The 14,232-nt window shown below is 45.0% G+C and carries 12 protein-coding genes; 9 read left to right on the top strand and 3 right to left on the bottom strand.

Annotated features, from left to right (window positions below):
• Window positions 1-42: 42 nt before the first annotated feature.
• The 3 genes from DXB63_RS16510 to DXB63_RS16500 form a co-directional block, all read right to left on the bottom strand.
• A complete protein-coding gene (locus tag DXB63_RS16510; protein WP_147332303.1) occupies window positions 43-2,121 on the bottom strand; it encodes a hypothetical protein in 2,079 nt (692 codons plus the stop codon).
• Between the two features lie 85 nt (window positions 2,122-2,206).
• Window positions 2,207-2,569, bottom strand: coding sequence for an endonuclease domain-containing protein (locus DXB63_RS16505; RefSeq protein ID WP_122127487.1), 363 nt, complete (start codon window positions 2,567-2,569; stop codon window positions 2,207-2,209).
• Window positions 2,570-2,727: 158 nt separating this feature from the next.
• A complete protein-coding gene (locus DXB63_RS16500) occupies window positions 2,728-3,480 on the bottom strand; it encodes a DUF4469 domain-containing protein (protein WP_122127486.1) in 753 nt (250 codons plus the stop codon).
• Window positions 3,481-3,881: 401 nt separating this feature from the next.
• On the opposite strand from DXB63_RS16500, the gene DXB63_RS16495 reads away from it, so the two are divergent.
• From DXB63_RS16495 to lpxA, 9 genes are all read left to right on the top strand, one after another.
• Complete coding sequence (locus DXB63_RS16495) at window positions 3,882-5,240, top strand: MATE family efflux transporter (protein WP_122127485.1); 1,359 nt, start codon at window positions 3,882-3,884, stop codon at window positions 5,238-5,240.
• Between the two features lie 41 nt (window positions 5,241-5,281).
• Window positions 5,282-5,911, top strand: coding sequence for an AAA family ATPase (locus tag DXB63_RS16490; RefSeq protein ID WP_122127484.1), 630 nt, complete (start codon window positions 5,282-5,284; stop codon window positions 5,909-5,911).
• 136 nt (window positions 5,912-6,047) lie between these two features.
• Window positions 6,048-7,214 (top strand): AIR synthase-related protein, encoded by a 1,167-nt coding sequence (locus DXB63_RS16485; protein WP_122127483.1) that lies wholly within the window; start codon window positions 6,048-6,050, stop codon window positions 7,212-7,214.
• 6 nt (window positions 7,215-7,220) lie between these two features.
• Entirely contained in the window at window positions 7,221-8,327 is a 1,107-nt protein-coding gene (gene prfA / locus DXB63_RS16480) for a peptide chain release factor 1 (protein WP_122127482.1), read from the top strand.
• A gap of 24 nt (window positions 8,328-8,351) precedes the next feature.
• On the top strand, window positions 8,352-9,176 hold the full coding sequence (gene pyrF, locus DXB63_RS16475; RefSeq protein ID WP_122127481.1) for an orotidine-5'-phosphate decarboxylase: 825 nt from the start codon (window positions 8,352-8,354) through the stop codon (window positions 9,174-9,176).
• A gap of 8 nt (window positions 9,177-9,184) precedes the next feature.
• The gene (locus DXB63_RS16470; protein WP_122127480.1) at window positions 9,185-10,411 is read left to right on the top strand and encodes an HD domain-containing protein; all 1,227 of its coding nucleotides are present in this window, start codon (window positions 9,185-9,187) and stop codon (window positions 10,409-10,411) included.
• A gap of 142 nt (window positions 10,412-10,553) precedes the next feature.
• Window positions 10,554-11,594, top strand: coding sequence for a UDP-3-O-(3-hydroxymyristoyl)glucosamine N-acyltransferase (gene lpxD / locus DXB63_RS16465; RefSeq protein ID WP_122127479.1), 1,041 nt, complete (start codon window positions 10,554-10,556; stop codon window positions 11,592-11,594).
• 8 nt (window positions 11,595-11,602) lie between these two features.
• Window positions 11,603-12,988, top strand: coding sequence for a bifunctional UDP-3-O-[3-hydroxymyristoyl] N-acetylglucosamine deacetylase/3-hydroxyacyl-ACP dehydratase (locus DXB63_RS16460; RefSeq protein ID WP_122127478.1), 1,386 nt, complete (start codon window positions 11,603-11,605; stop codon window positions 12,986-12,988).
• A gap of 2 nt (window positions 12,989-12,990) precedes the next feature.
• Window positions 12,991-13,758 carry an acyl-ACP--UDP-N-acetylglucosamine O-acyltransferase gene (gene lpxA, locus DXB63_RS16455; RefSeq protein ID WP_122127477.1) on the top strand — a complete coding sequence of 256 codons (768 nt, stop codon included), beginning with the start codon at window positions 12,991-12,993 and terminating at the stop codon, window positions 13,756-13,758.
• Window positions 13,759-14,232: the final 474 nt, after the last annotated feature.

The following is a 14,232-nucleotide window of genomic DNA, read 5'->3' as shown; positions in this document are numbered from 1 at the left end:
CATTTGCGTCATTTGCATTTCAGATTGTATCAGCCGACTCGGTTATTCAACCGCCATCTTCTCACCGTTCACGATATAAATGCCTCTGTCCAAACCATTCTTCAATGTGCTGTATTCAGCAGCAGGAACGGTCTTTACCAAACGTCCGTCTACACTGTATACATAGCTGATGGCCGGGATAGCAGTGGCTTCCGTGTTTTGGATACCGTCCGGTGCAATATCTTCCATGCCTTCCATGGCAAGCAAGCCGTTAGCGGTTGCCTTGAAAACGGATGTACCGGTGTTGTCCTGCTGCTGGGTGGCAGTGCCGCCTGCGGGGGCGTACCATACGGCGTACTCCTTGTTGAGGGCGGCTCCTATACCGAAGTATCTCCGGTTACCGTCCGTCGTGAAGGTGGCGATTACATCGTTGCCGGACTTCACTTCTACCGTGCCGCCGGCTGCGGGGGCGTTGATGTACTTCCACTGCAAAGCGGCGGATGTCCATGTGGCTTGCCCGCAGATGCCGTCCTTGCCGGAGATGGTGACGCCTTCGGCTATGCTGAGGTCGGTGCATGGCTGGTTCATGGTCAAGCCCATCTGGGAGGTGCCTATGAGGGCTAACTTACCCTTTAGCTCTACCTTGCCCGCGCCTACGGCGACTGCTTGCCGACCAATCAGGGTGAGCCCTGCCGTGCCGCCGTCGAGGGTGAGCGGTGTGCCTGCAAGACCGATGGCATTGCTGTCTTCACCGGTATCTATTGTGGATGCCGTAGTGCTGCTGGGGTCTGCCTGTATCAGGATGGGGCCGCAGGCTGCGCCTGCATTGGGTGAGAAGCCTTTGCCTGTAATCTTGCTGTCCTTGAGGTTGACGGTGAGCAGGTCTACGGTCGCATCTGTCTGGAATTTGATAGGATTGCTGAGCTTGAGGTTGACGTTGTCGAACGTGAGGACGCTCGCACCGTTCACTCTCTTCCTTATCAAAAGCCCATGCTCGAAGGCTAGCTCGGTGTCCTTGCTGCCTCCCTTGATGACGCCGCTAAAGGGGAGTTCCGTTGCTCCGTCTTCATCGAGGACATATTTCCATTTGCCGTCTGTGCAGGTCAGGATGGCGTCTCCGGTGAGGGTGCTCAGGTTGAGTGCGCCAACGCCGGTGCTTTCCATCATGCCGCTGTATTCCATCAAACCGTTGGCGTCTGCCTTGAAGGCAGTTGTGCCGTCAGCGTCCTGCTGTGCTTTCTCCGTACCACCATCGGGGGTGTAGTACACGGTGTACTCCTTGCCGATAACGCCGCCGATGCCGAATGATTTCAACTTACCATCGGTGGTGAAGGTGGCTTTCTCCACACCGTCTGCCTTGATGACGAGCTTGCCGGCTACGGGGGCTGTCTTGTATTTCCAGTGGAAAAGGGGATTGAGGGCTACGCCTTCCGCACCAATACTGATTGCATTCTGGTATCCGGAAGCTATTACCACCTCCTCGCCGATGGTCAAACCGGTGCTGTTGTAACTTGATATGGTGGAACTGTTGCCGCTCTTCGCTGTGACCTTACCTGTTATGGTCATGTGGTTCTCAACGTTGTTGATGCAGGCTCTGACAGCTTCTATCTCCAGCCCTTTCGTGCCACCGTCCACAATCAGGTCAACGTCCGCGAAACTGATGGGACAGCATTGGTCGATACCTATCAACTTGCTGGGACCGTCGCTGCTCTCGTCTACTTTGACGCCGATGGGACAGCAGGATACAGCTGAGTAGATCAAGCCGGTATTGTTGCTGCTCTCCATCCGCGCATCCTTCAGGTTGATGGTTACCTTGCCATCAGTTCCGTTCGTCATGAAGCCCACCCCGCTGCTCATGTTCAGGTTGGCGTTGTCGAATGTAAGCACGGCTTCATTCGCAGTCTGGTTACGGATGATGACGGAGGCGTTGAAGTTGAGGGGCGCATCCTTGCTGCCTCCCTTGATGACGCCGTCGAACGGGGTTGCCGTGCCGCCTATGGGGGCAAATGTCCATCCGTCTGCCGTGCAAGTTAATTCGATGTGTTCTGCGGTGACAGTGCTCAGGTCGAGCGGTTCATTCTGTGCCTGCGCCGTCATTCCTGTGGCGAGCAGGGCTGCAATTAGTAATTGCTTTGTTTTCATACTCATTTTTTTGTTAGTTTTTATTATATATTTATTAATAATCAGGGGTACTCGTCACCCCTGTTTTCTTTCTTCTCTTTTTCCCCTAAGAATGGGGTTTGGGCTCTTCTTCGCAGAACATCCGCCCCTCTACCTGTCGTACAATCTCGTTCTGTACATGGGAAGGTTCATCCAGCACCTCCTGCCGGCCGAAGCGTATGATCCGGATGCCGTAGCAGTCTTCGAGATACTCCTCGCGCTCGGCATCGGGGATGTCGGAACTGTCGGTCTCGTTATAGAGCTCCACAGCGAGATAAACGGCGGGGCAATAAAATTCCAGCGTGTACATACCTACACGGCAGTGATGAAAGAAGAACAGGTCTTTTACCTGACGGTCTTTCAGCATCTGCCATAGCCGTTCGGCCGCCGGATGTGTGTATTCATTGTTATTGACTTCGGTTATATTCATGGTTTATCGTTCTTTAATTAATCACTCCTCTTTTAGTTTGGCCTACCGAAACGTATCGGTTCGTTATACCACGAACACATACGTTCGTACCACCACAAACGCATACGTTCGCTATACCACGAACACGTACGTTCGTGTCAACACGAACAAAAAAGGGTTTATACGCATGTCAGTACAATGTCACTTACAATGAGTCGAGGTGTTTTCAACAACTTGGTAGAGGTGCCCGTAGCCTGCGTAGATATCTTCACGATGTACTTCTTACCTGTTTCCAGCCCTGCGGGCACTTGAAACATGACTTGCGTGGGGAGATTCGCGAGCAGGTCTTCCTCGATGATGTTCTTGGCGATGGTGCCCGTTGCGGCGTCGCAGATATAGACGTGGGCGGGGTACATCTCGCTGCCTGTCACTTTGAGTCCCTTGCCGTGCAATTCCAAGACGCCGCCGGAGCTGATGTCCTTGTTCACGGATTTAGTGGTGCGGTTCACCACTTCGGAGATAATGTTGTTCTGCGCCGGGCCCATATTCTCCACGAGGGTGTTGTGCGCCGCGTCCAAATATGCCTGTCCGGCAGTGAGCACAGGGTTTACCTCATGCTTGGGGCGGGTAAAAGTCTCGGTAGAGGAGTTGAACACTCCGCTCACGGAGGCGCGCATCTGGATGTATTCGAGGCTGACGTTGTTGCCCATCAGGGACATTTCGATGCCTTTTTCCATCACCATGCGGAAACTTTCCTCAAGGTCTTGTGCGGTTTTTACTGTAGCTCCGTCCAAGAGCACGAGTTGAATAATGTCTGAAAGGTCGTATTTCATTCCACCGATAAGTTGGAGGATGAAGTCATTCGGATCTTCGGTTAACAGATTGGGAGTAGTGTTGCCACGCAGCTTCCCGGGCTTTACTTTCTTTGCCATAGTTTCATGGTTTTAAATGTGAATAAATGAAAGATATCTTCAACGGAGAGAGGTGTCCGTCGAGCCAAGGCAGCGGGCATGAAAAAACCTGCAAGAGGGTGTTGCTTCCTCTTGCAGGTGAAATATTTAATGTTATATTACGCGCATGCGCACTATTAATTAATGTAAGGCGAGAATGTGTGTGTGTGTGTGTGTGTGTGTGTGTGTGTTTAGAAGAATATTCCATTCCTCCAAATATATTACACATTATTTTCACATAGTTTGTCGTTATCATTATTTTGAATCTAATAGCATGGCAAAGGTATTAAATATTTATTAACAGGCAAGGAGAGGCTACTGTTTTTTTGCATATATGTATGAAATTAATCACTATCTTTGCAACCCAATCAAAATATACATATATGGCTAATCAACGAACACCTACAGAACTCGGCACGGAACGTATCGGCAAACTATTGATGCAATATGCCATTCCCGCCATCATCGCCATGACGGCATCCTCACTCTACAACATGGTAGACAGTATCTTTATCGGGCATGGAGTGGGCACAATGGCTATCTCGGGACTTGCCATCACTTTCCCGCTGATGAACCTTGCGGCTGCATTCGGCTCACTGGTAGGCGTGGGTGCGGCAACACTTGTATCCGTCAGGCTCGGACAGAAAGACTATGACACGGCGCAACGGGTGCTGGGCAACGTGGTGGTGCTGAACGTTATCATCGGCGTGATGTTCACCATCCTCTGTCTCCTGTTCCTCGACCCTATCCTGCGCTTCTTCGGCGCAAGTGATGCCACGTTGCCATACGCCCGCGACTATATGCAGGTAATCCTGCTTGGCAACGTCGTCACGCATCTATACTTGGGGTTGAACTCCGTACTGCGTTCCTCCGGTCATCCGCAGAAAGCGATGTTCGCCACCATCGCCACCGTGCTTATCAATACGGCACTCGACCCGCTTTTCATCTTCGTCTTCGGATGGGGCATACAGGGTGCCGCCATTGCCACGATTATCGCACAGATCATCTCACTGGTATGGCTTATCTACCTGTTCGGCGATAAGCGGGAACTGCTGCATTTCCACAAAGGCATCTTCCGCCTGCGCCGCAAGATTGTAGCGGACTCACTTGCCATCGGTATGTCGCCCTTCCTGATGAACCTCGCATCGTGCTTCATCGTCATCCTTATCAATCTGGGACTGAAAGAGCATGGCGGGGATATCGCCATCGGGGCGTTCGGTATTGTAAACCGACTCGTGTTCCTTGTCGTAATGATTGTGATGGGTATCAACCAGGGTATGCAGCCGATAGCGGGATACAACTTCGGTGCACAACTCTATCCGAGAGTAACGCGGGTACTGAAACTGACCATCTACGGAGCAACGGCAGTCACCACCACCGGATTCCTCATTGCCTTGTTCCTGCCGGACATCATCGTATCCATCTTCACAACGGATGATGAGCTGATACGTCTTTCGGCAGAAGGACTGCGTATCGTCACTATCTTCTTCCCCATCGTAGGTTTCCAAATGGTAACGTCTAATTTCTTCCAGAGCATCGGCATGGCAGGCAAAGCCATCTTCCTCTCACTGACACGGCAGATGCTGTTCCTCCTGCCCTGCCTGTTGATATTACCTCATTTCTTCGGTGCATGGGGAGTATGGGCAAGTATGCCGGTATCCGACCTTGCAGCCTCCATCGTGGCGGCAATTATGCTCATTGCCCAATTTAAAAAGTTTCACCGGATGGCAGTATCCAAATAAATCTATATATTTGCACATCTACCAATCTAAAACAGAAGGATATGAACGAGAAATTTGTCATCAACATAGGTCGCCAACTAGGAAGCGGCGGACGCGAGATAGGCGAGAAACTTGCCACTGAACTGAATATCTCCTATTATGATAAGGAGCTGATAGAGCTTGCCTCACAAGAGAGCGGACTTTGCAAGGAGTTCTTTGAGAAAGCAGACGAGAAAGCCTCACAAGGACTCATCGGTGGCTTGTTCGGCATGCGTTTCCCTTTCGTCACCGAAGGTGCAATGCCCTACTCCAATTGCCTGAGTAATGATGCCCTGTTCAAGATACAGAGCGACGTCATCCGCAAATTGGCAGAGGAGAAATCGTGCCTGTTCGTGGGCCGTTGTGCTGATTACATCTTACGTGATAACCCTCGTTGCGTCAATGTATTCATCTCCGCCTCGCTGGAAGATCGTATTGAACGCGTCATGAGTCGTCGCCACATCACCCGTGAGGATGCCGAGGCCCTCATCGAGAAAGTGGACAAGAAGCGCGCGTCCTACTATAATTACTACAGCTACAACACATGGGGAGCTGCCGCCACGTATCATCTTTGCATTGACTCGTCTGTGCTGGGAGTTGAGGGGACTGTGGAATTTATCAAGAGCTTCGCAATCCAAAGGTTAAGATCATAACCATTTATGATGGAGGATCAGTGGTCGTTTTAAGTCAATCTATATAGAGGAATTACCCGAATATATTGTCCGTACAAAAAAAAAGAAGTACCTTTGCTGCCTGAATACAAGAATATTATATCATTACAACAACCGTATGAGCAATCAAAGATACATGCAGCGTGGCGTATCAGCGTCAAAAGAAGATGTGCACAATGCGATCAAGAACATTGATAAGGGTATATTCCCACAAGCCTTTTGTAAAATAATCCCTGACATTCTGGGTGGTGACCCCGAATATTGTAATATTATGCATGCCGACGGAGCAGGCACAAAGTCGTCTTTAGCTTACCTTTATTGGAAAGAGACAGGCGATTTATCTGTATGGAAGGGCATAGCACAGGATGCTTTGATAATGAACATCGATGATCTGCTCTGTGTAGGTGCAGTAGACAATATACTGGTTTCATCCACTATCGGCAGAAACAAGCTATTGGTTCCGGGTGAAGTAATCTCTGCCATTATCAACGGGACGGATGAGCTGCTTGCCGAATTGCGCGGAATGGGAGTAGGCGTTTATGCCACAGGAGGTGAAACAGCTGATGTAGGCGATTTAGTCCGTACCATTATTGTGGACAGTACGGTAACTTGCCGTATGAGACGTTCGGACGTTATCAATAACGCCAATATCCGTCCGGGAGATGTTATCGTAGGTTTGGCCTCTTACGGACAGGCTACTTATGAAAAAGAGTACAACGGAGGTATGGGTAGTAATGGATTGACTTCTGCCCGCCACGATGTATTCTCTAAGTATCTGGCAGAGAAGTATCCTGAAAGTCATGACAAGGCCGTTCCTGAAGAATTGGTATATTCCGGTGCATTGAAGTTAACAGACAAAGTAGAAGGCTCTCCGCTGGATGCCGGGAAACTGGTTCTCTCTCCTACCCGCACTTATGCTCCGGTGGTAAAGAAACTATTAGATGCATTGCGTCCGAATATTCACGGAATGGTCCACTGTTCCGGTGGTGCTCAAACTAAAATACTGCATTTCGTAGACAACGTAAGAGTCATAAAAGATAACCTGTTCCCGGTTCCTCCATTGTTCAAGACCATCAAAGAACAAAGCGGGACGGATTGGGAGGAAATGTATAAGGTGTTCAACATGGGACATCGTTTGGAAGTATATCTCTCACCGGAATATGCAGAAGAAGTTATCGCTATCTCCAAATCATTTAATATCGATGCACAGATCGTCGGGCGTATTGAAGAGAGCAATAAAAAGGAATTGATTATCAAGAGCGAATTCGGAGAATTCAGATATTAAGAATATATGGCAAGTAACATACTAGATAAACTTGAAGGCTTGGTTAGCCGTTTTGAAGAAGTATCAACTCTAATTACAGACCCGTCTGTCATCAGTGACCAAAAGCGTTATGTAAAACTAACAAAGGAATACAAAGAACTGGACGACCTGATGAAGGCCCGCAAAGAATATATACAACTTCTTGGTAACATCGAAGAAGCTAAAAATATTCTGGCTAATGAAACGGATGCCGATATGAAAGAGATGGCAAAAGAAGAACTGGACAATAGCCAAACTCGTTTACCGGAGCTGGAAGAAGAAATCAAACTGCTGCTTATCCCTGCCGACCCTCAGGATGACCGTAACGCCATTCTGGAAATTCGTGGTGGAACGGGTGGCGATGAAGCAGCTATTTTTGCAGGCGATTTGTTCCGTATGTACGCAAAGTTCTGCGAAATAAAAGGTTGGAAATTAGAAGTATCCAGTGCTAACGAAGGTGCAGCCGGAGGTTATAAAGAAATTATTTGTTCCGTAACCGGAGAAAAGGTCTATGGAACACTAAAATATGAATCGGGTGTTCACCGTGTACAGCGTGTTCCGGCTACCGAAACACAAGGACGTGTACATACTTCAGCTGCATCCGTGGCTGTACTCCCCGAAGCAGAGCCGTTTGATGTAGAGATTAATGAAGGGGAAATCAAATGGGATACTTTCCGTTCAGGTGGCGCGGGCGGTCAGAATGTAAATAAGGTAGAATCGGGTGTACGTCTACGTTACAATTGGAAGAACCCCAATACAGGTATCGTAGAAGAGATACTGATAGAATGTACCGAAACGCGTGACCAACCTAAGAACAAAGAACGGGCACTTTCACGCCTACGTACCTTCATATATGATAAAGAACACCAAAAATATATTGATGACATTGCCAGCAAGCGTAAAACGATGGTAAGCACCGGAGACCGTTCGGCAAAGATACGTACTTACAATTATCCGCAAGGACGTATTACCGACCATCGTATCAACTATACAATCTACAATCTGGCTGCTTTTATGGATGGAGACATACAAGATTGTATCGACCATTTGATTGTAGCAGAAAATGCAGAACGCCTGAAAGAAACAGAGTTATAAATAATAGAATAATCACCCAACGATATGAACAAACAAGAATTATTTGAAAATATCAAACGTAAAAAGTCATTCCTTTGTGTAGGACTGGATACGGATATCAAAAAAATACCGGAACATCTTCTGAAAGAAGAAGATCCTATCTTCGCTTTCAATAAAGCAATCATAGATGCTACCGCACCTTATTGCATTGCATATAAGCCCAACCTCGCCTTTTATGAAAGCATGGGTGTAAAGGGGTGGATAGCTTTTGAAAAAACTGTAAACTATATCAAGCAAAATTACCCCGACCAATTCATTATTGCAGACGCCAAGCGTGGGGACATTGGTAATACATCTGCTATGTATGCACGTACTTTCTTTGAAGAACTCAATATCGACTCTGTCACAGTAGCTCCTTATATGGGCGAAGATAGCGTTACTCCTTTCCTTACTTACGAAGGGAAATGGGTTATTCTGCTTGCTTTGACATCCAATAAAGGTTCTCATGATTTTCAGATGACAGAGGATAAAGATGGTGAACGCCTGTTCGAGAAGGTGTTAAAGACTTCACAATACTGGGGAAATGACGAAGACATGATGTACGTGGTAGGAGCCACACAGGGCAAAATGTTTGTCGACATCCGTAAATTGGCACCTAAACATTTCTTACTTGTACCGGGTATCGGCGCACAAGGCGGCTCGTTAGAAGAAGTTTGCAAATATGGAATGAACGAAACTTGCGGACTGATAGTCAATTCTTCACGCGCCATCATTTATGCCGATAAAACAGAGAACTTTGCCAAGACAGCAGGAGAAGAAGCTAAAAAAGTGCAACTTCAAATGGAAGAGCAACTTCGTAACATACTATAAGAAAGAGAATGGCTAACCAACGAAAGATTATCAATGACCCCGTTTTCGGATTCATCAGTATTCCTACGGGGTTATTGTACAACATTGTCAAACATCCCATTCTGCAACGATTAAACCGTATCCGTCAGGTAGGATTATCTTCCGTTGTCTATCCGGGTGCTCAACATACCCGTTTTCAACACTCATTGGGAGCTTTTCACCTGATGAGTGAGGCAATCAAACATCTTACGGCAAAGGGCAACTTCATTTTCGACAGTGAAGCAGAAGCTATTCAGGCCGCCATACTTCTACACGATGTCGGTCACGGTCCTTTTTCCCATGTATTGGAAGATACCATCGTGAAAGGTGTATCCCACGAAGATATTTCACTAATGCTGATGGAACGCATCAATAAAGAAATGAACGGTCAGTTAAACCTTGCCATCCAAATCTTTAAAGACGAATATCCGAAAAAGTTCCTGCATCAATTAGTCAGCGGGCAGTTAGATATGGACCGCCTTGATTATCTTCGACGAGACAGCTTCTATACCGGAGTAACAGAGGGGAACATCGGTTCGGCACGTATCATACAAATGCTGGATGTAAAAGACGACCAGTTGGTAGTGGAGTCCAAAGGAATTTATTCTATTGAGAACTTCTTAACAGCCCGCCGCTTGATGTATTGGCAAGTATATCTGCATAAAACCTCTGTGGCATACGAACGCATGCTCATCAGTGCACTGCTACGTGCTAAAGAACTAGCCAGCAAAGGAGTAGAATTATTCGCATCACCCGCTTTCCGTTTCTTCCTGTACAATAATATAGATAAAGAAGAATTTTATCATAATCCGGAATGTCTGGAAAATTTCATTCAATTAGACGATAATGACATTTGGACTTCATTAAAAGTATGGAGTACACATACCGATAAGATACTATCTACATTAAGCTCCGGAATGATAAACCGGCGTCTGTTTAAAGTAGAAGTATCATCCGAGCCGGCAAGCGACGAACGTATCGAAGAATTAAAAGATATAATCTCTGCCCATTTAGGTATTCATCGTGAAGATGCACACTATTTCGTTTCTGTACCAAGAATAGAAAAGAATATGTATGACCCGGCAGATGACAGTATCGACATTCTCTATAATGACGGAAGTATTAAAAATATAGCGGAAGCATCTGATATGCTCAACATTTCTTTGTTATCCAAGAAAGTCCGCAAATACTACCTCTGCTACCAGAGATTACAGTAGAAAACATGAAATATTTTTTAATCTGCACGGAAATATAAAAAAAAAACACGTAATTTGCACTTTAATGTTTTGAAGAAACATAATTGCAACTTGTATTTAGCATAAAAGCAATAAATAGGAACTATACAACAATTATTAAAATATGGAGTTCTCGGCTAAGCAAATCGCGGAATTTATTCAGGGAGAAATCGTTGGAAACGAAAATGCAACAGTGCATACATTCGCAAAGATAGAAGAAGGAATACCCGGAGCTATTTCGTTTCTATCAAACCCCAAATATACACCTTATATATATACTACTCAATCAAGCATTGTATTAGTAAATAAAGATTTTGTTCCCGAACAGGAGATCAAGGCTACGCTTATCAAAGTTGAAAATGCTTATGACAGCTTGGCAAAGTTACTTACTCTGTATGAACAAAGTAAACCGAAAAAAACAGGAATAGATTCCCTGGCTTATGTCGCCTCAACGGCAAAAATAGGAGAAAACGTTTATATTGCTCCTTTCGCATACATCGGTGATTACGCTGAAATAGGCAACGACGTTATGATTCATGCCCATGCCACTATTGGCGAGCATGTAAAGATAGGCAATAATTGTGTTGTATACCCCAATACCACGGTTTATCATGATTGCAGAATCGGTAATAACTGTACGCTTCATGCCGGAAGTGTTATCGGTGCAGACGGATTTGGCTTTGCTCCTACTCCGGACGGATACGAAAAGATCCCTCAAATCGGAATTGTTATTTTGGAAGATAACGTAGAAATCGGAGCAAATACCTGTATAGACAGAGCTACGATGGGAGCTACCATAATACATAAAGGTGTAAAGCTGGATAATCTTATTCAGGTGGCACATAATGTAGAAGTTGGAGAGAACACGGTGATGGCCTCACAAGTAGGTGTTGCCGGATCTACCAAGATAGGGCAATGGTGTATGTTTGGCGGACAAGTAGGTGTTGCCGGACATATTAAAGTCGGAGATAAAGTAACAGTAGGAGCACAAACCGGTATCGCCGGAAGTATCAAATCCGACAACACGGTTCAAGGTTCACCTGCCATCGATGCAAAGAACTTTGGACGTTCATCAGTCGTATTCAAGAAATTACCCGATATATATACTACTTTAAACAATCTCCAAAAGGAAGTTGAAGAACTAAAGAAACAATTAAATAAGTAAAGTTACCAATGTTGAAACAAAAAACTCTAAAAGATAGCTTTTCACTAAGAGGAAAAGGTCTTCACACTGGACTTGATATTACAATTACATTCAATCCCGCAGCGGAGAATCACGGATACAAGATTCAACGAATAGACCTTGAAGGGCAACCGATTATTGATGCGGTTGCGGATAATGTAGTAGAAACAACACGCGGCACAGTACTTGCAAAGAATGATGTCAAAGTAAGTACGGTAGAGCACGCAATGGCTGCACTCTATGCTGCCGGAATCGACAACTGTCTCATCCAAGTAAACGGACCGGAATTCCCCATATTAGACGGAAGTGCCATTTACTACGTAGAAGGAATCGAAAAGGTAGGAATCGAAGAACAAACAGCCGTTAAGGATTACTACATCATCAAATCCAAGATAGAATTCAAAGATGAGAAGACCGGTTCTTCCATCATCGTCTTACCGGATGACAGTTTTAGTGTGAACGCACTTATCTCTTATGATTCAAAGATTATTCCAAATCAATTCGCAACATTAGAAGATATGAACGACTTCCCGAAAGAAATAGCCGGAAGCCGTACCTTTGTTTTCGTACGTGAGATAGAACCACTATTAGGTGCAGGACTGATAAAAGGTGGTGATCTTGATAATGCAATCGTTATTTACGAACGTCAAATGTCACAAGAAAACTTCGATAAGTTAGCTGACGTAATGGGAGTTCCGCACATGAATGCAAATCAAATGGGATATATAAACCATAAGCCTCTGGTATGGGATAATGAACCTGCACGCCATAAATTACTCGACATCATCGGAGACCTTGCCCTCATAGGCAGACCAATTAAAGGAAGAATCATTGCAACACGTCCGGGACACACCATCAACAACAAGTTTGCCCGTCAAATGCGCAAAGAGATTCGGTTGCATGAAATTCAGGCACCTATATATAACTGTAGTGAAGAACCGGTTATGGATATAAACCGTATCCGCGAACTACTTCCGCACCGTTACCCTTTCTTATTAGTAGATAAAATCATCGAAATAGGTCCGAACCACATTGTCGGTGTAAAGAATGTCACTACAAACGAACCTTTCTTCCAAGGACATTTTCCTCAAGAACCGGTTATGCCGGGTGTATTGCAAGTAGAAGCAATGGCACAAGTAGGAGGTTTACTTGTTCTGAACTCCGTAGATGAACCGGAAAGATATTCCACCTATTTCATGAAAATAGACGGCGTTAAGTTTCGTCAGAAAGTAGTTCCGGGCGATACACTGTTATTCCGTCTTGAGTTGCTTGCACCTATCCGCCGGGGTATTTCTACCATGAAAGGATATGTGTTCGTTGGAGAAAAAGTAGCTTGTGAAGCCGAATTTATGGCTCAAATTATCAAAAACAAATAAATATGATAAGTCCTTTAGCATATATACATCCCGAAGCGAAGATAGGTAATAATGTAGAAATTGCACCATTTGTTTTCATTGACAAAAACGTAGTTATCGGAGATAACAACAAGATCATGGCAAATGTGAACATCCTCTATGGTTCACGCATCGGGAATGGGAATACAATATTTCCCGGAGCTGTCATCGGAGCCATCCCTCAGGATTTAAAATTCAGAGGGGAGGAAACCACTGCTGAAATTGGTGATAATAACCTGATACGCGAAAACGTTACAATCAACAGAGGTACGGCAGCCAAAGGAAAAACCATCGTAGGCAGCAATAATCTTTTAATGGAAGGTGTTCATGTAGCGCATGATGCCTTAATTGGTAACGGATGTATTGTGGGAAATTCTACAAAAATGGCCGGAGAGATTATCATTGACGATAATGCCATCATCAGTGCTTCGGTATTGATGCATCAGTTCTGCCGTGTAGGTGGTTATGTTATGATACAAGGCGGATCACGCTTCAGTAAAGACATTCCTCCTTATATTATTGCAGGACGCGAACCGATCGCTTATTGCGGCATTAACATTGTAGGACTCCGCCGTCGCGGTTTCTCCAACGAAATGATAGAAAACATTCATAATGCTTATCGTATCATTTATCAGAGCGGACTGAATATCAGCGAAGCATTGGAAGAAGTGCAAAAAGAAATTCCAATGAGTCCGGAAATAGAATATATTATTTCATTCATCAAAGATTCAAGTAGAGGAATCATCCGATAAGATTAGTTTCGTACTCAAATATTTTCATCTTAATACCCGTTTGTTACATTTATACAAACGGGTATTTTATTTTCTAAATCCTGATGTAGTGCAATCCCAAAGCATAGATTTCTCTTTGTGCATATTTTCAAATTACATTATTCCTGCCTTCACGTCTTCACCATCTAAAGATAAATCGTTATTTAATAACGGGTTACAGTGAAGGCACTTTTTTAGTTGAGAATTGAGAGTTGAGAATTGAGAATTAGAAACTTTAACTCTCAATTAAAGAAAGTCGATGGTTCACGAAAGACACGGATGAAGACGGATTTTTAAGATTATTAATCCGTTACGGTCAGCTTAATCAGCGTTATCCGTGAACCAAGTTCTTAAATTACTTGAAGAAAAAAACTCTCAATTCTCAACTCTCAATTCTCAACTAAAATGAACTGCACCCCAAAAGTTGGACAGTTAATTATTTGTTTCTATAATTGA

Origin of the sequence: Bacteroides sp. OM05-12 (genome assembly GCF_003438995.1) — a bacterium.
GTDB lineage: Bacteria > Bacteroidota > Bacteroidia > Bacteroidales > Bacteroidaceae > Bacteroides.
The sequence above is the reverse complement of the archived record's forward strand: the minus strand, read 5'-3'. Positions and strand labels throughout refer to the sequence as shown.

What these genes read in the sequence shown, in the direction of transcription:
- DXB63_RS16460 (WP_122127478.1), top strand. Translation starts at nt 11,603, where the DNA reads ATGTTGAAACAAAAAACTCTAAAAGATAGCTTTTCACTAAGAGGAAAA.
- DXB63_RS16490 (WP_122127484.1), top strand. Translation starts at nt 5,282, where the DNA reads ATGAACGAGAAATTTGTCATCAACATAGGTCGCCAACTAGGAAGCGGC.
- lpxD (WP_122127479.1), top strand. Translation starts at nt 10,554, where the DNA reads ATGGAGTTCTCGGCTAAGCAAATCGCGGAATTTATTCAGGGAGAAATC.
- DXB63_RS16505 (WP_122127487.1), bottom strand. Translation starts at nt 2,569, where the DNA reads ATGAATATAACCGAAGTCAATAACAATGAATACACACATCCGGCGGCC.
- prfA (WP_122127482.1), top strand. Translation starts at nt 7,221, where the DNA reads ATGGCAAGTAACATACTAGATAAACTTGAAGGCTTGGTTAGCCGTTTT.
- pyrF (WP_122127481.1), top strand. Translation starts at nt 8,352, where the DNA reads ATGAACAAACAAGAATTATTTGAAAATATCAAACGTAAAAAGTCATTC.
- lpxA (WP_122127477.1), top strand. Translation starts at nt 12,991, where the DNA reads ATGATAAGTCCTTTAGCATATATACATCCCGAAGCGAAGATAGGTAAT.
- DXB63_RS16495 (WP_122127485.1), top strand. Translation starts at nt 3,882, where the DNA reads ATGGCTAATCAACGAACACCTACAGAACTCGGCACGGAACGTATCGGC.
- DXB63_RS16485 (WP_122127483.1), top strand. Translation starts at nt 6,048, where the DNA reads ATGAGCAATCAAAGATACATGCAGCGTGGCGTATCAGCGTCAAAAGAA.
- DXB63_RS16510 (WP_147332303.1), bottom strand. Translation starts at nt 2,121, where the DNA reads ATGAAAACAAAGCAATTACTAATTGCAGCCCTGCTCGCCACAGGAATG.
- DXB63_RS16470 (WP_122127480.1), top strand. Translation starts at nt 9,185, where the DNA reads ATGGCTAACCAACGAAAGATTATCAATGACCCCGTTTTCGGATTCATC.
- DXB63_RS16500 (WP_122127486.1), bottom strand. Translation starts at nt 3,480, where the DNA reads ATGGCAAAGAAAGTAAAGCCCGGGAAGCTGCGTGGCAACACTACTCCC.